This is a genomic window from Caproiciproducens galactitolivorans (assembly GCF_029266045.1).
Classification (GTDB): Bacteria; Bacillota; Clostridia; order Oscillospirales; family Acutalibacteraceae; genus Caproiciproducens; species Caproiciproducens galactitolivorans.
In genome coordinates, this window is the sequence record NZ_JAJUFJ010000001.1 from 225,531 (window position 1) to 244,576 (window position 19,046).

General features: G+C 47.3%; 18 protein-coding genes. 1 reads left to right on the top strand and 17 read right to left on the bottom strand.

Annotated elements, in window-relative coordinates; all coding sequences use genetic code 11:
- Nucleotides 1-148: 148 nt before the first annotated feature.
- Nucleotides 149-1,108 (top strand): RluA family pseudouridine synthase, encoded by a 960-nt coding sequence (locus P9B68_RS01080; protein ID WP_135659180.1) that lies wholly within the window; start codon nucleotides 149-151, stop codon nucleotides 1,106-1,108.
- Between the two features lie 30 nt (nucleotides 1,109-1,138).
- On the opposite strand, the gene hisE is transcribed toward P9B68_RS01080, so the two are convergent.
- The 17 genes from hisE to tsf form a co-directional block, all read right to left on the bottom strand.
- On the bottom strand, nucleotides 1,139-1,465 hold the full coding sequence (gene hisE, locus P9B68_RS01085) for a phosphoribosyl-ATP diphosphatase (protein ID WP_207669562.1): 327 nt from the start codon (nucleotides 1,463-1,465) through the stop codon (nucleotides 1,139-1,141).
- Complete coding sequence (gene hisI, locus P9B68_RS01090) at nucleotides 1,458-1,817, bottom strand: phosphoribosyl-AMP cyclohydrolase (RefSeq protein WP_135659177.1); 360 nt, start codon at nucleotides 1,815-1,817, stop codon at nucleotides 1,458-1,460. Before hisI ends, hisE begins: the two co-directional genes overlap by 8 nt.
- 2 nt (nucleotides 1,818-1,819) lie before the next feature.
- Nucleotides 1,820-2,536, bottom strand: a complete 717-nt coding sequence (gene hisA, locus P9B68_RS01095) for a 1-(5-phosphoribosyl)-5-[(5-phosphoribosylamino)methylideneamino]imidazole-4-carboxamide isomerase (RefSeq protein WP_277668308.1) — start codon at nucleotides 2,534-2,536, stop codon at nucleotides 1,820-1,822.
- Between the two features lie 15 nt (nucleotides 2,537-2,551).
- Nucleotides 2,552-3,130, bottom strand: coding sequence for an imidazoleglycerol-phosphate dehydratase HisB (hisB, locus tag P9B68_RS01100; RefSeq protein WP_135659172.1), 579 nt, complete (start codon nucleotides 3,128-3,130; stop codon nucleotides 2,552-2,554).
- A gap of 13 nt (nucleotides 3,131-3,143) precedes the next feature.
- Complete coding sequence (hisC, locus tag P9B68_RS01105) at nucleotides 3,144-4,199, bottom strand: histidinol-phosphate transaminase (protein WP_277668309.1); 1,056 nt, start codon at nucleotides 4,197-4,199, stop codon at nucleotides 3,144-3,146.
- A 2-nt stretch (nucleotides 4,200-4,201) separates the two neighbouring features.
- Nucleotides 4,202-5,485 carry a histidinol dehydrogenase gene (hisD, locus tag P9B68_RS01110; RefSeq protein WP_135659168.1) on the bottom strand — a complete coding sequence of 428 codons (1,284 nt, stop codon included), beginning with the start codon at nucleotides 5,483-5,485 and terminating at the stop codon, nucleotides 4,202-4,204.
- Nucleotides 5,482-6,120, bottom strand: a complete 639-nt coding sequence (hisG, locus tag P9B68_RS01115) for an ATP phosphoribosyltransferase (protein WP_277668310.1) — start codon at nucleotides 6,118-6,120, stop codon at nucleotides 5,482-5,484. The genes hisD and hisG overlap by 4 nt, the downstream gene beginning before the upstream one ends.
- The gene (gene hisZ, locus P9B68_RS01120; RefSeq protein ID WP_277668311.1) at nucleotides 6,107-7,330 is read right to left on the bottom strand and encodes an ATP phosphoribosyltransferase regulatory subunit; all 1,224 of its coding nucleotides are present in this window, start codon (nucleotides 7,328-7,330) and stop codon (nucleotides 6,107-6,109) included. The genes hisG and hisZ overlap by 14 nt, the downstream gene beginning before the upstream one ends.
- 74 nt (nucleotides 7,331-7,404) lie before the next feature.
- Nucleotides 7,405-11,745, bottom strand: coding sequence for a PolC-type DNA polymerase III (locus P9B68_RS01125; protein ID WP_277668312.1), 4,341 nt, complete (start codon nucleotides 11,743-11,745; stop codon nucleotides 7,405-7,407).
- Between the two features lie 13 nt (nucleotides 11,746-11,758).
- Nucleotides 11,759-12,802 (bottom strand): flavodoxin-dependent (E)-4-hydroxy-3-methylbut-2-enyl-diphosphate synthase, encoded by a 1,044-nt coding sequence (ispG, locus tag P9B68_RS01130; RefSeq protein WP_135659162.1) that lies wholly within the window; start codon nucleotides 12,800-12,802, stop codon nucleotides 11,759-11,761.
- A complete protein-coding gene (locus P9B68_RS01135; protein WP_243112972.1) occupies nucleotides 12,802-13,839 on the bottom strand; it encodes a M50 family metallopeptidase in 1,038 nt (345 codons plus the stop codon). The genes ispG and P9B68_RS01135 overlap by 1 nt, the downstream gene beginning before the upstream one ends.
- A gap of 45 nt (nucleotides 13,840-13,884) precedes the next feature.
- A complete protein-coding gene (locus P9B68_RS01140; RefSeq protein ID WP_135659158.1) occupies nucleotides 13,885-15,039 on the bottom strand; it encodes a 1-deoxy-D-xylulose-5-phosphate reductoisomerase in 1,155 nt (384 codons plus the stop codon).
- A 43-nt stretch (nucleotides 15,040-15,082) separates the two neighbouring features.
- Nucleotides 15,083-15,934, bottom strand: a complete 852-nt coding sequence (locus tag P9B68_RS01145; protein ID WP_277668313.1) for a phosphatidate cytidylyltransferase — start codon at nucleotides 15,932-15,934, stop codon at nucleotides 15,083-15,085.
- Complete coding sequence (locus P9B68_RS01150; protein ID WP_135659154.1) at nucleotides 15,935-16,642, bottom strand: isoprenyl transferase; 708 nt, start codon at nucleotides 16,640-16,642, stop codon at nucleotides 15,935-15,937. It abuts the gene before it with no gap.
- A gap of 11 nt (nucleotides 16,643-16,653) precedes the next feature.
- Nucleotides 16,654-17,208: a ribosome recycling factor gene (gene frr / locus P9B68_RS01155; protein WP_135659152.1), complete on the bottom strand. Its 555-nt coding sequence runs from the start codon at nucleotides 17,206-17,208 to the stop codon at nucleotides 16,654-16,656.
- Nucleotides 17,205-17,921, bottom strand: coding sequence for a UMP kinase (pyrH, locus tag P9B68_RS01160; protein ID WP_135659150.1), 717 nt, complete (start codon nucleotides 17,919-17,921; stop codon nucleotides 17,205-17,207). Before pyrH ends, frr begins: the two co-directional genes overlap by 4 nt.
- Nucleotides 17,922-18,109: 188 nt before the next feature.
- The gene (gene tsf, locus P9B68_RS01165) at nucleotides 18,110-19,024 is read right to left on the bottom strand and encodes a translation elongation factor Ts (protein WP_277668314.1); all 915 of its coding nucleotides are present in this window, start codon (nucleotides 19,022-19,024) and stop codon (nucleotides 18,110-18,112) included.
- Nucleotides 19,025-19,046 lie beyond the last annotated feature (22 nt).

A 19,046-nucleotide genomic window follows, 5' to 3' on the forward strand; every position in this document is an offset into this window, starting at 1 on the left:
CCTTAATCACATTTCATTTTATTATATACTAAAATGTCTTTTTTGCAAAGCATTTAATCTTTCCGTATTCGTTGATCTATGTTATAATTTTACACATATTTGAGGTATTTACGGCAAATCCTTATATTAAGGAGCGGTCTTAAAAAATATGAAAGAAATAGTAATCGGAAAAAATGACGCCGGACAAAGACTGGATAAATTTCTAACCAAAACCTTCCATAACCTTCCGCAGTCCATGATGTATAAATGTATCCGGAAAAAGGATATCAAGCTGAATGGAAAGCGATGTGAAATTTCAACCCGTCTGAGCGAGGGCGACGTCCTGACAATGTATTTAAAAGACGAATTTTTTCAGCAGGAACCGGAAGAATATGATTTTCTGAAGGCTCCGGACAAGCTGAATATCCTTTATGAGGATCAAAACATCCTGATTTTAGATAAAAAGCCGGGGCTGATTGTCCACCCGGACGAAAATTATCATTTTGACTCCCTGATTGCGCGCATACAACATTATTTATATAAAAAACAGGAATACCGTCCGGAGGACGAAAATTCCTTCGCCCCCGCCCTCATTAACCGGATTGACCGGAATACTGGCGGGATTGTAATGGCGGCGAAAAATGCCGAAACGCTCCGTATAATGAATGAAAAAGTGAAAAACCGTGAAATGAAAAAGCTGTACCTGTGTATCGTAAATGGCAGGATGGAAAAGAGCGAGGACACTTTAGAAGCTTTCCTGGAAAAGAATGAAAGTCAAAATCGTGTCTATATATCCAAGAAAGCGTCAAGAGGGACAAAAACGATCCGCACCCGCTACCGCGTGTTGGACGAGAGGGTCGACTTCAGCCTTCTAGAAGTCGAACTGCTGACAGGTCGAACCCATCAAATCCGCGCACATTTAGCGTCCATCGGCCATCCGATTGCCGGGGACGGAAAATACGGAACAAACGCATTGAACAAGAAAACCGGTTTTCCTTATCAGGCGCTGTATTCCTACCGGCTAAAATTCACCTTTTCAAGCGACGCGGGAATTTTAAACTACCTGAACAATCAAAAGTATGAAGCAAAAGAAATCTGGTTTTTAAAAGATTTTTACAATTGGAAATAGCAAAGGCCGGCGTATTGTGCCGGCCTTTTGTCAACTGTTTTTATCAACCTGATGGAACGTTTTCAGGTTCCCCGTTTTTTTGCTACGTTTCTCCAGTTCCGTTTCTACATCTTCAAGGCTGATTCCCTGGTTTACCATTAAAACAGTCAGATGATAAAGCATATCGGAAATTTCAAGTACGGTTTCGGCATTGTCGCCGTTTTTTGCCGCGATGATCACTTCACTACACTCTTCCCCGCACTTTTTTAAAATTTTGTCAATTCCTTTTTCAAACAAATAGCTGGTATAAGAACCCTCTTGGTGACTCTCTTTCCTGCTCTGCACGGTTTTGTACAGTTCCTGCCAAACATCATTCACCAGAATCCCTCCAAATCTCATAAAAGAAACAACTGTGCGCGCCCGTATGGCAGGCGGCGCCAGTTTGCTTTACAATTACCAAAAGTGTGTCATTATCGCAGTCGCCGTAAATTCGCACGACCTTCTGCAAATGTCCGGAAGTTGCTCCTTTATTCCAAAGCTCCTGCCTTGAGCGGCTGTAAAACCAAGTGTATCCGGTTTCTAATGTTTTTCGCATGGATTCACGGTTCATATAGGCAAGCATTAAAACCTCGTTCGTTTCAAACTCCTGTATGATGGCCGGAATCAGCTCCGACTTTTCAAAAAATTTATCTATAAAGTCTTTTGACTTTACATCTATTTCTGTTTTCATGTTCAGTCCTCACATAAGCAGATCGCGGCTTGCAAATCCAGATCGCCAGAATAAATCGCCTTTCCGCAAATAGTGCCATAAAGGCCCAAATCCCGCAAATTTGCGATGTCTTCAAGGTTTCCGACGCCGCCACTTGCGATAATATTGCTAGTTACGGCATGGTTCAGCGCATATAGCATTTCAAGGTTCGGTCCGGAAAGGGTTCCGTCCCGGCTTATATCTGTAAAAATAATATACTTTACACCAATTTGTTCCATTTGCTTCGCCAGTTCAATGTAATCGATATCTGAAGTTTCCGTCCAGCCCTGCGCGGCAACTTTCCCGTTTCGCGCGTCGATTCCGACAGCGATTTTTTCTCCATATTGAAGAACCGCTTTCTTCACAAGCGCGGGATTATTTAATGCGACGGAACCTAAAATCACCCGCGAAACACCATTGTCAATATAATGGCTGATCGTCTTTTGGCTGCGTATGCCCCCGCCAACCTCGACCTTCAAGCCGCAATTTTTCACGACTTTGAAAATCAGCTCTGAATTCACCGGTTCCGCCACCTTCGCGCCGTCTAAATCGACCATGTGGATCCATTGGGCCCCGGCGGTACGAAAGCTGTCCGCGGTCTTTTCGGCATCTGCAGCAACCCTATGCGCGGTTGCATAATCTCCTTTTACAAGGCGTACGCATTCGCCGTCTTTGATATCAATGGCAGGTAAAAGAATCATTGGAACCTCCTGAAATTAGGAAAGACAGCCCTTCGTAGACAGCATGCCGGCACCCGTCTGGGTAACCGCCAGCCGCAAAGCATGGGCAACCGCTTTCATTAAGGCTTCGATTTCATGGTGCGCATTCGCGCCGTATTTCACCCGGGTGTGCAACGTAATACCGGCATTTATCGCAAAGGCGCGCAGAAATTCCTCTGTCAGGCAGGTATCGAACCCGCCGACGCGTTCCTGCTGAAAATCCGCCTGAAAAACAAGAAACGGCCTGCCGCTGATATCCACGGCGGCAAAAGCGAGCGCTTCATCCATAGGAATAAAAAAAGAACCGAAACGGGCAATACTGGAACGGTCTCCAAGCGCTTGTGCAAAAGCCTTCCCCAGCACAATCCCCACATCCTCCACGGAGTGGTGCCCGTCAACCTGTAAATCGCCTTTTGCCCGAATTTTCAAACCAAACCCGCCATGAACAGCAAAAGAATGCAACATATGGTCAAAAAAACCGATTCCCGTAGAGATTTCCGTTTCCCCTCCGTCAAGATTCAGTTCGACGCAAATATCGGTTTCTTTCGTTTTTCTCTTTTGAATGGACGTTCTCATGGATACACCTCTTTTACAAGCGGATAGCTTTTTCAAACGCCAGAAGGAATTTTTCGTTTTCTTCCTTTGTTCCGGCGGTGATTCTTAGAAAATCCCCGAAATACCGTACGGCGATACCGGATTTCAGAAGTTGGTAGTAGACATCATCCGCCTGAGACATTTTTACGAATAGGAAATTGGTAACAGAAGGATATACATGCATCCTCTGGGCGTAATTGCTTTCGAGAATGCTCATCCTTTCATAAAGCATATCACGCGAGGCTTTGACTTCTTCAATGCAGGAGCGCAGCCATTGCCCTTCCTGTAAAATAACGAAGCCTGCCTTCTGCGTCAGAGTATTTACATTATACGGAGATTTTACCGCCTTCATCGCGTTGGTCAGTTCCCGGTTCGCAACCGCGAAGCCCAACCGGATTCCCGCCATTGCAAATGCTTTGGAACATGTGCGAAGGATTATCAGGTTATCGTAGCTTACCACCTCATCCAGCAAAGATTCATCCCAAAAATCCATATAGGCTTCGTCAAGAACCACAAGGGCGTTTACGGAAGTAACCAACCGCCGGACATCCTCCCTTTTTAAGCCGAGCGAAGTTGGATTGCATGGGTTGGAGAAAATCACTAGTTTCGCATTGCTGCTGTTTGCCATGGCAATTAATTTATCAACATCAATGGTCATGTCGGGCTTCTTGTAATACAATTCGGCTTTTGCTTCGGCAATGGAGGCGTAGAAGCGGTACATGGAAAAATCCGGGGACATCGTGAGCATCGTGTCGCCTTTCATCAAAAATGCGCTGCAAATCACCGAAATCAATTCGTCAGAACCGTTTCCGGCAGTAACCAAACCCGAATTGAGATGATAGTAATTTCCAAAGCTTTCACAAAGTTCCTTTGCAAGCGGGTCCGGATACCGGTTGTATGGAATTGAAAGAACAGCATCCGAAATCTTCTGTAATATTTTTTGCGGTACTTGGATGAACGACTCGTTCGCGTCCAGCCGTACGGGAAAATCCCCGCTTATCGGGTCGTATGGCTTTAAATCGCGTATTTTTTCATTTAACTCGTATCCCAAAATCAACGCCTCACTTCAATTGAATTTGCGTGGGCAGTCAGGCCTTCCGCCTTCGCGAGCCGGATAATATCTTCCTGGGCTGCTTTCATTGCTTCCTCCGTGTAATAAATGAAACTGGATTTTTTGATAAAGCTGTCTACGGAAAGCGGAGAGAAAAATCTTGCCGTACCGCTTGTCGGAAGGACATGATTCGGGCCGGCGTAATAATCGCCGAGGGGCTCAGGCGAAAAATTCCCTAAAAAGACGGAACCCGCGTTATCGATCTTTCCGATGTATTCCATCGGATTCGCCGCGCAGATTTCCAAATGCTCGGGCGCCAGTTCGTTCGCAAACGCAACCGCTTCATCCACATCCCGGCATTGAATTACCGCACCGAAGCGGTCAAGGGACTGGCGAATGATCTCCTTGCGCGAAAGGTGCTCTAATTGCTCGTATATCTGCGCGACGGTCTGCTCCGCAATTTTTTCCGAAGGAGTCAGCAGGATTGCGGACGCAAGCACGTCATGCTCCGCCTGTGACATCAGATCGGCCGCCAGGAATTTCGGATTAGCGGTTTCGTCGGCAATAATTAAAATTTCACTCGGCCCGGCGATCATATCAATATCGACCGTTCCGTACAACTGCTTCTTCGCGGTCGCAACATAAATATTTCCCGGGCCAACAATTTTATCAACCTTCGGGATGCTTTCCGTTCCGAAAGCGAGGGCGGCAACCGCCTGCGCGCCCCCAACCAAAAAGACCCGGTCAACCCCCGCGGTAAGCGCCGCCGCCATAATTTCCGGATTCGGCTTCCCGTCTTTGCCCGGAGGCGTAACCATAACGATTTCGTCCACGCCCGCAATTTTTGCTGGAATCGCGTTCATAAGCACCGAAGAAGGGTAGGCCGCCGTGCCGCCCGGCACGTAAATCCCAACCTTTGCAAGGCCCCGGATCCGCTGTCCCATAATTACGCCGTCGGAACGGGTATTCATCCAGCTTTGCTGCTTCTGGCGCATATGAAAATCGCGGATGTTATCCGCGGCATTCTGGAGGGCGTTTAAAAATGCAGGCTCACAGCGGTCTGCCAACGCCTTGATTTCATCCCGACGGATTTCCATTTTATCAGGGATTCTGCCGTCAAATTTCTTTGTATAAGCAAGGAGTGCCTTATCGCCGTCCGTCCGGACATTTTCTATAATTTCCGCTACGGCGGCTTCCACCTGCTTATTTGTTTCCTCGCTGCGCAGTTTTAATTGCCGGATAAAGTCAATGCCAATGCTTCCGCCTTCTTTTACAACCCGAATCACAGCTTTCCCTCCTTTGCCCTATCCATTTTCTCCGCAAGACTCTCAATTTCGGCTTTCCGAAGCTTCAGGCTTGCCGCATTCACAATCAGCCTTGCGGAAACATCGCAGATGGTTTCAATGACTTCCAGACCGTTTTCTTTTAGCGTAGAGCCGGTTTCCACGATATCGACAATTGCGTCAGACAGTCCAAGCAGGGGGGCAAGCTCCACGGAGCCTTCGATTTTAATAATCCGGACATCCATTCCTTTGGTTTCAAAGAAATTTCTTGCCACATTGGGATATTTTGACGCAATGGTCTTTGCGGAATATCCGCCAAAAAAATCCGTACCCTTCGGGCCGGCAAGCGCAAATTTGCATTTTCCGAAGCCTAGGTCGAGCACTTCGTAAAAGCTGCTTCCCATTTCCAGAATGGTGTCTTTTCCGACGATGCCCAAATCGCAAACGCCGTGTTCGACGTAAGTAATCACATCCGCCGCCTTTGCAAGCACAACCTCAAACTGATGGCCGCCAACCGGCAGGATCAGCTTCCGGCCTTTATTTTTTAATGCGGTACAGTCAAAGCCGATTTTCTCGAACAGCGCAACTGTGTCTTTTTCCAACCTGCCCTTTGTCAAGGCAATTCTAAGTGGCTTCATAATTTTCTCCATCCTGTGCGATCGCGATTGATTCCATCGTATTTCCAATACAGTCCACACGTTTTATTCCGCAGATTTTTGCGTATTCCAATGCTTTTGACCGTTCCTCAAAAATACTGTTTTCACATTTCAAACCTTTTTGAACAAGTTCGGAAGCATATTGTAAAGCCTGAATCTCGAAGCCAGTCTCCCCATGCACAAGGACATCCGCGGGTAAAACTTTTTCGGCATTGCCACTTCCCAGCAGGATTTTCGAAATGGCGTCTACATTGATCGCAAAACCAATGGCCGGCATCGGTGTATCAAACCGTTTCAGCAGCTCGTCATAGCGTCCGCCAAGCAGTACAGCGTCCCCGCATTCTTCCACATAAGCGCTGAAAACAATATTTGTGTAATAATCGTTTCTTTGAACCAAGCCCAAGTCCACAATGATCTTGTCCCCAAGCCCGAACTGGATTAAAGCGCGGTATAAATCATGCAAATAGGTAAGCGTATTCGCGGATTTTTCATCTAAACAGAAGGAAGCGGCGCGGTCAAAAACTTCTTCACCGCCGAACAGGCGCGGTAGCGACCGCATCGCCGTAACCTGCCTGGAAGGCGCCAAACCGTCTAGAATTGTATTGAGCGCCGCATAATTCTTTGATTCAATCGCCTGGCGGATGTCCTCCCGTTGATCTTCAGAAATGGGAAGCTGCTCCGCCAAAGCCCGGAAAAAACCGGCGTGGCCCAATTCAAAACGGAAATTCGGTACGCACCGGTTCAATGCTTCAACCGCCGTAACAATGACTTCCAGATCGACACGCATTCCCTGCGCGCCAAGCATTTCAATCCCAGTTTGTACGGTTTCATCGCTGCGCCCGGTCAAAGCCGTATTATTCCGGTAAATCGGCTGTGTATAAAAGAGCCGTATCGGTTTCGGAAGATTTTGCAGTCTTGTTGCCACAAGCCGGGCAATAGGAAGAGTTGAGTCAGGGCGCATTACAACAAGCCTGCCCCGTTTATCCGACATTTTATACATGACTTCCTGTCCGATCCCCGAAAATTCAGGGTCAAACACGTCGTAGAATTCCAACCCCGGAGTTACCACTTCGTTAAATCCGCGGGCCGAAAAAACATCGGTAAGCGTTTTTTCAACATGGCGTCTTACCAGACATTCTTCAAAAAGCAGGTCCCTCGTCCCTTCGGGAGTTATTTTGTTATACTTTTTCATTGCGTCACCCCCATGCTCCAGGATTATTCGCTTTAGCGTGCTAATATAATAGCATACTAAAACGCATATGTCAACTAGAATAATGTCATTTGGCTGCTTTGCGGCAGGCCGGCAAGTGTTCCGGCTTCTTCCAGCGTTTCGATCACCGATTTGGAAACCTTGGAGCGTGCCTGCAGATCGTCAATCGATATGTACGGGCCCTGCTCCCGCGCTGCGGCTAAGCTGTTTGCCGCAGCTTCTCCAACGCCGCTGAGAGAGGAGAACGGAAGGCGTATTTTTCCGTCTTCCACCAAAAATTTCTTGGCGTCTGATTTGTAAAGGTCAACCGGCAGCACTTCAATCCCGCGCGCGAGCATTTCATTGATAATCTGAAAGGTAGAATATGCAGCTTCTTCCTTCGCGCTGGCCTCTTTCCCCTTCATTTTGATTTCATTCATACGGCGCCGCACGGCATCCCTGCCCTTCATAACCGTTGCCCCATCGAAATCTTCCCCGCGAACAGTAAAGTAGGCGGCATAGTATTCGACCGGCCTGTGTACCTTGTACCAACCGAGACGTAAGGTGGAAATCATGTATGCGGCGGCATGGGCTTTCGGGAACATATACTTTATTTTCATACACGAATCAATGTACCACTGCGGCACACCATGATCCTTCATTGCTTTTATATGCTCTTCCGTAAGGAGCTTCGTAGCTTTTCCCTTTCGGGTAATTTCCATGATCTTGAACGCCATTTTCGGTTCTAGGCCCTTATGCAACAAATAAGTCATAATGCTGTCACGTGTACCGATTACTTCCGAAATGGTGCAGGTCTTGTTCTTAATCAATTCCTGCGCGTTGCCCAGCCAGACATCCGTACCATGGGACAAACCAGATACCTGAAGCAAATCGGAAAAGGTTTTCGGCTGGGAATCAATCAGCATCTGGCGCACAAAGCTTGTACCGACTTCCGGCAACGAGAATGTGCCGGTCTGGGAATCGATATCATCCGGCTCAACCCCGAGCTCTTTGGTCGACGTGAAGAGGGACATTACCTTGGGGTCGCTCATGGATACCTCCATGACCGGGATGCCGGTGTAATCTTCAAGGTAACGGTAGATCGACGGAACATCGTGCCCGAGTTCGTCCAGCTTGCAGATCGTATCGTGAATGGAATGGAAGTCAAAATGCGTTGTAATATTGTCGGAATTCTGATCGTTTGCCGGATGCTGAACCGGGCAGAAATCGTAAATTTCCATTCCTTTCGGTACGACAACCATACCGCCCGGATGCTGGCCGGTGGTCCGTTTAATGCCGGTGCAGCCTTTCGCCAGCCGCTGCTCTTCCGCGCGGTGCATGACGATTCCTCTTTCCTCCGCATATTTCTTTACAAATCCAATAGCGGTCTTGTCCGCAACCGTAGCAATCGTACCGGCTTTAAAAACATTATCCTTTCCAAACAGGGTCTCCGTATAGCGGTGCGCGCTTGTCTGGTATTCGCCGGAAAAGTTCAGGTCAATATCCGGCGTTTTGTCGCCGTCGAACCCAAGGAAGGTTTCAAATGGAATCATGTGCCCGTCGCGGTTATAATCTGTTCCGCAAACAGGGCATTTTTTCGGCGGCAGGTCGAATCCGCTTCCATAGCTGCCATCCGTAATAAATTCGCTGTGCTTGCATTTCGGGCAGACATAATGCGGCTCCAGCGGATTGACTTCCGATATGCCAGACATATTCGCAACAAAGGAGGAACCAACGGAACCACGCGAGCCAACCAAATAGCCGTGTGCCACCGAGTCGGCAACCAGCTTCTGTGCGGTCATATACAAAATAGAAAATCCGTGCTTTGTAATTGAGTCCAGCTCACGTTCAAGGCGTTTTTTCACGATATCCGGTAATGGATCACCGTAAATCTCTTTCGCTCTTGTCCAGGTAATGGTGGTAAGCTGTTCCTCCGCGCCCTCAATGAATGGCGGGAAGGTGCCCTCCGGAATCGGGCGGACTTCCTCGATCATATCGGCAATCAGATTGGTATTCGTTACGACTACCTCATAAGCTTTTTCCTTGCCCAGATAGGCGAATTCCTCCAGCATTTCCGCCGTTGTGCGCAAGTAAAGCGGAGGCTGCATATCCGTATCCTTGAAGCCCTGTCCCGCCAACAGAATTTTTCGGTAATCGCCGTCCTTCGGATCCATAAAATGCACATCGCAGGTAGCAACCACCGGCTTGTTCAGCGTTTCTCCCAGTTTAATAATCGTGCGGTTGAACTCCTTAAGCTTTTCTTCATCCGATACTAAGCCATCCCGCACCATGAACTGGTTGTTTGCAAGCGGCTGTATTTCAAGGTAATCGTAAAAGCTAGCAATTTCGCAAAGGGTTTCCCAAGGCTGGGCATTGAACACAGCCCTGTAAAGTTCACCAGCTTCACACGCGCTTCCAATAATCAGCCCTTCCCGGAGCTTTACCAGTTCGCTCTTTGGAATCCGCGGTTTTTTATAAAAATAATCCAGATGCGCCTTGGAAATCAGCTTATACAGATTTTTCAGCCCTGTCTTATTTTTAACCAGAATAATCTGATGATACGATTGCATTTTTTTCGGGTCGCCGCCCGCCAGCGACGTATTGATATCATCGACCGTTTGGGCAGACGTGTCCTCTTTCAGACGCTCCAATAGGGCGCTGAAAATTTCCCCCAGCACGGTAGCGTCGTCGCTTGCGCGGTGGTGGTTAAACGGAGCGAGTTTTAAATACTTTGCAACCGTATCCAGTTTGCAGTTTTTTATGCCTGTCAGCATGGAACGACACATTGGTACCGTATCGATATAAGTATACGGAAATTCCATTCCGTTCCGCTGCGCCGCAATCCGGATGAACGACGTATCGAAATCGGCGTTATGCGCCACTAAAACCGCGTCTTTTCCGCAGAAATCATAGAAAGCCTGAATTGCTTCTTTTTCTAGAGGCGCGTCCTTTACCATTTCGTCCGTGATGCCGGTCAATTCCGTTATTTTAGCAGGAATCGGTATCTGCGGGTTGACAAAGGTGTCAAAGCTTTCTATAATTTCTCCATTTTTCACCCTGACCGCGCCAATTTCGGTAATCCGCTCTTTGTTGGGGCTTAAACCGGTTGTCTCTATATCAAACGCTATAAATTCATCGTTAAGGGATTTGGAAGATTTCCCTTTTACGGCTTGTACCAGATCGTTGACAAAATAAGCCTCCACGCCGTAAATCACTTTAATATGGATATCTTTCTTTTTCAGTTCTTCAACCGTATTCATCGCTTCGGGGAATGCCTGTGCAACACCGTGGTCGGTAATCGCGATGGCGCTGTGTCCCCATTCTGCTGCGCGCTTAATGATATCGCTGGCGGAGTTTACTGCATCCATGGTGGACATATTGGTATGCAGGTGCAACTCCACCCGTTTCACATTCGCTTTGTCTACCACTTTTACCTGCTGAACCGTACGAATACATTTCGTGCGAAGCACGATTTCATGGTCGTATTTATCGTATTCAATTTCACCGTGCGCAATGATTGACATGCCGTTTTCCAGTGTGTCAATCGGTTTGCACTGGGGAACCATTTCGATAATTTTCAGGGTCATTGAGCCGGTGTAATCCGTTATATTGATCGTGATAATTTTTCTCTGCCCGTCCCGCGTGATCTTTTCGTCCTTTTGAAAAATCTCTCCCCAAATCGTTACCGTGCCAATATCAGGCGAAATCCGATTAATCGGGATGGGCTTTGCTTTTACCGAACGCCCATATAAATCACGGGCGCTTTCCGGAATAATGGTGGGAAGCAGCGTTTCTCCGGAACGAACCTGAATCGTTTTCGGCGGGTTTACACGGTTCAAGTTTGACTCGTACGTTTCCATCTGTTCCACGATAGCTTCCCGCTGGATCTTTTCCTGCTGCTTCCGCTTTTTTTCTATATAGACCGGATGCTGGCTGTCGAGCGAAAGCAAGCCGTCAAACTCGACGGTTAAACCGATACCGAATTCTTGCTGAATCAGCTTCGCGAGCAACCGGTCAACGCGGCGCGCAAGAAGCAGATCGCCGCCTCCATGCGTCAAGGAAACAATCAGCTTTCCGTTTTCCAAGCGCGCGGTAGAGTCCGTAAGAATGCCGTTCACGCTTGCTTCACGGCGCTTCAGTTCTAATACCAGGCTGGGATAATAGTCGACGCAGAAGCATTCCGAAGGAAAGGATGGAAAGATACGCACCTTGGCAAGCTTTAGTGCTTTACAGGCAACCATTCGTTTTTCCACGTCATAAAGCACGCGGCGCTCCACCAAAGATGGAAACGCCACGTCCGCAGTAATGATTCTTTTGTTCGTATCAATTTGCAGCGACGAAATATTCCCGTCATATACGGGGGAAGGAAGTCGTGCGGTTTCTATGTATTCGCTAAAAAATTCGCCAAATGTTTTCAATGGGATTCACCCTCTACATCTTTTCAATCTCCTGCATTAAGCAGTCTAATAATTCCCTTTCCGGAACCTTTCGGATAATTTGTCCCTTTTTGAAGAGCAGGCCTTCCCCGTTCCCGCCGGCAATCCCAATGTCGGCTTCGCGAGCTTCGCCCGGGCCGTTGACCGCACAGCCCATAACAGCAACCTTAATCGGCTTTTTACAGCCTTTCAAGCGCCGCTCAACTTCATCCGCAAGTCGAATTAAATTAATACGAGTTCTTCCGCAGGTAGGACAGGATATAAACTGAATGCCTTCCCGCCTTAAATTCAGAGCTCTTAAAATATCAAACCCGGCGGCAACCTCTTTAACGGGATCGGCTGTAAGCGATACACGGATGGTATCACCAATTCCGCGCTGCAAAAGCGAACCGATTCCAATCGCGGACTTTATCAGCCCCATGTGTTCCGTTCCCGCTTCGGTTACACCGAGATGCAGCGGATAGTCGCACTTTTCCGCTGCGATTTCGTATGCTCTGATCGTTGTGTCCACATCCGACGATTTCATTGAAATAACGATATCCTGAAAATCAAATTTTTCAAGCAGGGACGCGTGATATAAGGCGCTTTCCGCCAATGCCTGGGGCGTGGGGCTGCCGTATTTCGCAAGGATTTCTTTCTCCAGCGAACCGGAATTCACGCCGATGCGTATCGGTATATTTCTTCTTCTGCAAGCGTCGGCAACTGCTTTCACATGTTCGTCCGAGCCAATATTTCCCGGGTTAATCCGGATTTTATCAATGCCGGCGGCAACCGCCTCCAGCGCGAGCCGGTAATCGAAATGGATATCAGCAACCAACGGTACTTTGACAACGTTTTTGATTGCCGGAATCAGCGCGATGGCTTCCATATTCGGTAATGCGATACGTATGATGTCGCAGCCGGCTTCCGCAAGCTTCACCGCCTGCCTTACACTACCATCTATATCCGTGGAAGGTACGTTCAGCATTGACTGTACGGAAATTTGGGAACCGCCGCCGATCGGCAGTCCTCCCACGTAAATTTTTCTAGTTTTCTTCATTATGCTCCCAGCCCCTTGCCGGTTACCAGCCGAACGATATCATTAAACGTAATAAGGACCATTAACCCTATCAGTAAACAGAAACCAGCCGTATTGACCAAGCCTTCGTACTTTGGATTCAGCGGCTTGCGGCGGATTGCTTCCACAAGCAGAAAAAGGAGCCTGCCGCCATCCAAAGCCGGAAGTGGAAGTAAATTCACAACGCCAAGGTTTACTGTAATCAGCATCATCATCATGATGATATTATTCAGGGCTGCGACAAAGCTTTGCTTCAAACCGATTGAAGCAGCCTGCCCGATCATGCTTGCCGCACCGACTGGCCCCGCAACATCTTGCATTCCGAATCTTCCGGTAACCATTCCTACCAGGCTAAACCAGACCATTCGAACGGTGGATACCGTATCCTCAACCGATTTTTGCAGGAGGGTAATTGGATTTTTTTGAATGGGAGCGACATAAAAGTCCGCTACAAGAACCTTTTTCCCATTAATGTCTTTTGTTTTTAACTTGACATTATCAAAAGTCAGCAGTTTCCCGTTTCTTATGACCTGGATATCCGTTTTTTGCGGGTTCATGATGGATAACGCAAAGCTCAAGTCACGGTCACTATTGATTTTGTAACCGTCAATACTGGCGAACTTGTCACCAACCTGCAGCCCCGCAGCTTGAAAGCCGGAAGGCTCCGGAAACTTTGCAATTGTCGTAGAGGAAAAAGCAGGCTGCTGCACCAGAAGAACCATCATCAGGATAATGCCGAGAAGGATATTCATAACCGCACCCATTGCGACAACCAAAATCCGTTTCCAAACGGGCCGGTTATTAAACGCATGTTCGTCGTTGCTTTCCCCGTCTTCCCCTTCCATAGCGCAAAAGCCGCCGATTGGGAATGCACGCAGGGAATACAACGTTTCCTCTTTCTGAAAATGAAATAGCTTTGGTCCCATACCAATTGCAAACTCATTCACCCGAATTCCGGACAGTTTTGCTGTAAAGAAATGGCCGAATTCGTGAATAAAGATAATGAAACCGAAAAGCAATACCGCGATAACGATTAATAATACCTGTATAATACGATCACCTCATCATTTGCCAGATGCTTTTAGAACATATTCTCTGGCATACGTGTCTGCATTTTCTATTTCGTCAACGGAAGAAACCAACCGGACATCCGGTTGATTTTCCACCGCCTGAGCGACCAGTTCACCAATCTGAAGGAAGGAGATCCGGCGATTTAAAAACAGTTTAACCGCTACTTCGTTTGCCCCGTTCGCCACCGCGGGAGCAAGCCCGCCGCGCTCGATTGCTTTTCGGCAGGCGGCAAGGCAGGTAAAGGTCTCCAAATCCGGTTTATAAAAGGTCAACTTACCATAATCGGTCAAATCCAATTGCCCGACCGGAGAGGGGAAGCGCTGCGGCCATGTAACGGCATACTGGATCGGGATGCGCATATCGGGCAGGCCAAGCTGCGCAATCACAGAATTGTCTTCGTATTCGATCATAGAATGCACGATGCTTTCGCGGTGCACAACAACGGAAATTTTCGAAGCCGGCATGTCGAACAGCCAGGACGCTTCTATAATTTCCAGTCCTTTGTTCATCATAGTGGCAGAATCGATCGTAACCTTTGCGCCCATATTCCAGTTCGGATGTTTCAAAGCCTGCTGGGGTGTAACATCCCGTAATTCTTCTTTGGTCTTTCCAAAAAATGGCCCGCCGGAAGCGGTAAGAAGTAGGCGTTTCAATGCTTTCTTCTCCGGACAGCCCTGCAGGCATTGAAAAATCGCGGAATGTTCGCTGTCCACGGGTAAAATCCGGACAAACTTTTCTTTCGCTGCTTTCATAACCAGCGAGCCACCGGCCACAAGGGTTTCCTTATTTGCCAAAGCGACGTCTTTTCCCGCAGCAATCGCGGCAAGAGTCGGCTTTAAACCCACCATGCCGACAACCGCATTTACAATCAGATCCGCGCCGGAAAAAGCCGCGGCTTCGCAAAGGCCTTCCATTCCTCCAACAACGCGAACCGAAGTATCCGCCACCGCAATTTTCAGCTTTTTCGCAGCATCTATATCAAAAACCGCAACAAGCTCCGGCTTGAATTCACGAATTTGATCCTCCAGCAGCGCAATATTCGAATTTGCCGCCAGCGCACAAACACGAAGGTTCAACCCCCGAACAACATCCAGCGTCTGCGTGCCGATCGAGCCTGTTGAACCTAGAATCGATAAACATCTTTTCATTATTATTCACCATTTTGCAATTTTATTGCATCGCCGCCGTAAATTAATGGATAACAATCGGCATAAAATGAACGAACAGATACACAAACGGCGCTTCGAAAATCACACTATCGAAGCGGTCCAGAATTCCGCCATGGCCCGGAATCAGTTCGCCGAAATCCTTAATATGGCAGCTCCTTTTTATCAGCGAAAAACTGAGGTCTCCCAATATGGACATAATCGTCCCGAAAAATCCGATTAAAAACAGCGATAAATAGGAAACATTCACACTATAAGCATAATACACCACATGAAAAATGTAGCCGAAAACGATCATCGCAACAATGTTTAATAGAAAACCGCCAATGACCCCTTCCACCGTTTTTTTCGGGCTGATATTCGGGCAGAGCTTATGCTTTCCAAAGCGGCTCCCCGCAAAATAAGCTCCCGTATCTGCAATCCATGCGGAAAAAATCGCAATAATCACATAGAACATGCCATGTTTTCCGCCAACCGTACGCAAACTGATAATCGTCTGCAAAGCGGTCGGGATCATCAAGGACATGCTGTAGATAACGCCAACCTCACGAAACGTTATAAATTGATGGTAGAGGATCAGGGCACTAAAAATCACAACGGTATATAGAAAATAAAATCCTTGCTGCAAAACCCCAAGATGCATCATATGCGGTTCGGCAACAAGCTGCAACAACGGCACCGCCGCAGAAAAAAGAAGGCTTGGGATAACCAGAACATGTTTCTTCAATAATCCCAAGGCGGCTATAATTTCGTAAACCGCCAACACGGAAATGAGGGAAATTGCAACATTCAAAGCTGCCGGGCAAGTATTGTTAAATATCACGATTGCTGCTAAAAAGATAATAAGTGAGACTCCCGAAGCAACTCTTTGTTTCAATTAAACCCCTCCAAATCGCCTGTCGCGGTTTGCATATTCTTTAAGCGCGCGATCCAAATCCTTTGTTTTGAAATCCGGCCACAAAATATCCATAATGACATATTCGGAATAGGCGGACTGCCACAGTAAAAAATTCGAAATACGGTTCTCCCCGCTCGGGCGGATAATCAAATCCGGATCCGGCTGCCCGCCTGTGTACAGTTTTTGGGCTATGGAGTTTTCATCAATCTCTTCCGGTGATAATTTGCCATTTTTCACGTCTTCCGCTAACAATTTCATCGCACGCGCAATTTCCGCGCGTCCACCGTAATTCATGGCAATATTTAACACCATACCGGTATGATCCGCCGAAACGGCTTCCGTTTCGGCAAATAATTTCTGAAGCTCCGGTGAAAAAACTGTAGTATCCCCAATAAAGCGCACTTTTATATTTTCATTTAAAAAGTCGCGCAAAGCTTCTTCTAAATACTGCTTAAACAACTTCATCAGACCAAGAATTTCTTCCTGCGGCCTTTTCCAGTTTTCCGTTGAAAAAGCGTAAATCGTCAGGTACTGTATCCCGATGGAGCTACAGTATCGTGTGATTGTTTTAAAAACAGCCGCGCCAGCCGAATGGCCAACAGAACGCGGCAAGCCGCGTTTTTTGGCCCAGCGACCGTTCCCGTCCATAATGATGCCGACATGGCGCGGCAAACGATACTCTTTCATTTTTAATGATCCTATATTTCTAAAATTTCCTTTTGCTTTTTCTCAAACACGCTGTCGACCTGTTTGCAGTATTTATCGGTTAAGTCCTGCGTTTTCTTCTCGGCCTGTTTTAATTCGTCTTCCGTAAGCTCCGAATTTTTCTTCATCCCTTTGAGCTTTTCCAACGCGTCGCGGCGGATATTCCGGATGGTAATTTTTCGCTCCTCTGCCATTTTACTGATATCCTTAACCAAATCACGGCGTCTTTCCTCAGTAAGCGGAGGGAAGGTAATTCGAATAATCTTACCGTCACACTGCGGATTGATGCCGATATCCGAAGTTTGAATCGCTTTTTCAATTGCTTGGCAAACAGAAACATCCCAAGGCTGGATTGTTAAAATTCTTGCTTCGCTCACAGATACCGCGGCAAGCTGGTTAATTGCAGTCGGAGTGCCGTAATAATCGACTTTGATTTTATCCAGAACTGCCGGGTTCGCCCTTCCAGCCCGGATTGATGCAAATTCATCCGATAACGTGTTGACACATTTCTTCATGCGTTCCTCTGCATTTGCCAATACTTCTTTCATAACGAATCCTCCTCTACAATTGTGCCGATCGGTTCTCCGCATACTGCCTTTACGATATTTTCAGGCTCGTTGATGCTGAATACCAGAATCGGAATGTTGTTATCTTTGCATAATGAAGCAGCCGTGCTGTCCATTACCTGAAGGTTCTTATTCAGTACTTCCATAAAGGATAACGAATCATATTTCACGGCATTTGGATTTTTCTTAGGATCACAGTCATAAACGCCATCCACCATGGTCGCTTTCATAATTATGTCGGCGTCAATCTCAGCGGCCCGAAGCGCCGCCGCCGTGTCCGTCGAAAAGAACGGGTTTCCCGTACCGCATCCAAATACAACCACTCTTCCCTTTTCAAGGTGACGGACGGCACGGTTGCGGATATACGGTTCCGCAATCTGCTGCATAGCAATCGCGGTCTGAACGCGAACCTGCATCCCAAGCTGCTCCAATGCGTCGGCAACGCCAAGCGCATTGATCGTAGTTGCGAGCATACCCATATGGTCCGCGCGTGTTCTGTCCATCTTTCCGCTGCTGCGGCCGCGCCAGAAATTGCCTCCGCCAACTACAATCGCGATTTGAACGCCCATATCCGCACATTTCTTGATCGGTTCACAGATCTTTAAAACCGTATCAAAATCAATCCCGTGCGTTTCATTTCCGGCGAGGGATTCGCCGCTCAGCTTCAAGAGCACTCTTTTATATTTAGGTTTCAAACAGAACACCCCTATTATCTTTTTATATTATTCTACAATAAGCATTGTATAAAGTAAAGGCTTTCATAACTAAATATAGTTATTATTGTCAAGTTTTATAATTTCGAAACATTTCGCCCGGCAGGATAACCGACGAGGGCAAAAAAACAGCGCAGGATGTATCCCTGCGCCATTTATAAAAGCGATTTTTATTTAACCATGCTGGCAATTTCCTCAGCAAAATTATCTTCACGCTTTTCAATACCCTCGCCTTTTTCAAAGCGCACATAATCGACGATCGCAATTTTACCGCCCAGCTCTTTTGCAGTTGCATCCGTATACTGCTGAACGGAAAGGTTCCCGTCTTTGACATAAGTCTGATCCACAAGGCAAACTTCCTTGAAGAACTTGCCAAGTCTGCCGTTAACAATTTTTTCAGCAATTGCGGCCGGTTTGCCGTCGTTGACAATCTGCTCCTTCAAAATTGCTTTCTCGTGCTCAACCACTTCAGCCGGTACGGCTTGTTGATTCAGATACTGAGGATTAATTGCCGCAACCTGCATTGCAATATTTTTGGCATACTCTTTGAATTCTTCTTTTGCGGCAATGTCCGGAGTGGTGTCAAACTTTACCAGAACGCCGATTTTGCCATTGGCATGGATATAAGCGGAAACCACGCCTTCCATACGTTTAAAGCGGCGAATCTTAATATTTTCACCGATTGTAAGGATTTTATCCTTCAGCAAAGCATCGACGGTTTGATCCGTACCCTTCGCTTTGCACTGGAGGAGCGCGTCGAGATCGGCAGGATTCTGCTCAATAACGGTATCGGCGCAAATCTTTACAAAATTCTGGAATTCTGCGTTCTTGGCAACGAAGTCGGTCTCTGCGTTCACTTCAATATCAACGCCGACATTGCCTTCTTCGTTTACGGCTGCATAAGCCACGCCTTCAGCGGCAACACGACCGGCTTTCTTCGTTGCGGCCGCAAGACCCTTTTCTCTAAGATAATCGATTGCAGCGTCCATGTTTCCATCAGAAGCTGCAAGCGCTTTTTTACAATCCATCATTCCGCAGCCGGTCTTCTCGCGAAGTGCTGCAACGTCTTTTGCTGTAAAAGCCATGAATATTTCCTCCGCTCTTGTA

What these genes read in the sequence shown, in the direction of transcription:
- P9B68_RS01080 (WP_135659180.1), top strand. Translation starts at nt 149, where the DNA reads ATGAAAGAAATAGTAATCGGAAAAAATGACGCCGGACAAAGACTGGAT.
- hisI (WP_135659177.1), bottom strand. Translation starts at nt 1,817, where the DNA reads ATGAAAACAGAAATAGATGTAAAGTCAAAAGACTTTATAGATAAATTT.
- hisA (WP_277668308.1), bottom strand. Translation starts at nt 2,536, where the DNA reads ATGATTCTTTTACCTGCCATTGATATCAAAGACGGCGAATGCGTACGC.
- hisB (WP_135659172.1), bottom strand. Translation starts at nt 3,130, where the DNA reads ATGAGAACGTCCATTCAAAAGAGAAAAACGAAAGAAACCGATATTTGC.
- hisG (WP_277668310.1), bottom strand. Translation starts at nt 6,120, where the DNA reads ATGAAGCCACTTAGAATTGCCTTGACAAAGGGCAGGTTGGAAAAAGAC.
- hisZ (WP_277668311.1), bottom strand. Translation starts at nt 7,330, where the DNA reads ATGAAAAAGTATAACAAAATAACTCCCGAAGGGACGAGGGACCTGCTT.
- ispG (WP_135659162.1), bottom strand. Translation starts at nt 12,802, where the DNA reads ATGAAGAAAACTAGAAAAATTTACGTGGGAGGACTGCCGATCGGCGGC.
- P9B68_RS01140 (WP_135659158.1), bottom strand. Translation starts at nt 15,039, where the DNA reads ATGAAAAGATGTTTATCGATTCTAGGTTCAACAGGCTCGATCGGCACG.
- P9B68_RS01150 (WP_135659154.1), bottom strand. Translation starts at nt 16,642, where the DNA reads ATGAAAGAGTATCGTTTGCCGCGCCATGTCGGCATCATTATGGACGGG.
- frr (WP_135659152.1), bottom strand. Translation starts at nt 17,208, where the DNA reads ATGAAAGAAGTATTGGCAAATGCAGAGGAACGCATGAAGAAATGTGTC.
- tsf (WP_277668314.1), bottom strand. Translation starts at nt 19,024, where the DNA reads ATGGCTTTTACAGCAAAAGACGTTGCAGCACTTCGCGAGAAGACCGGC.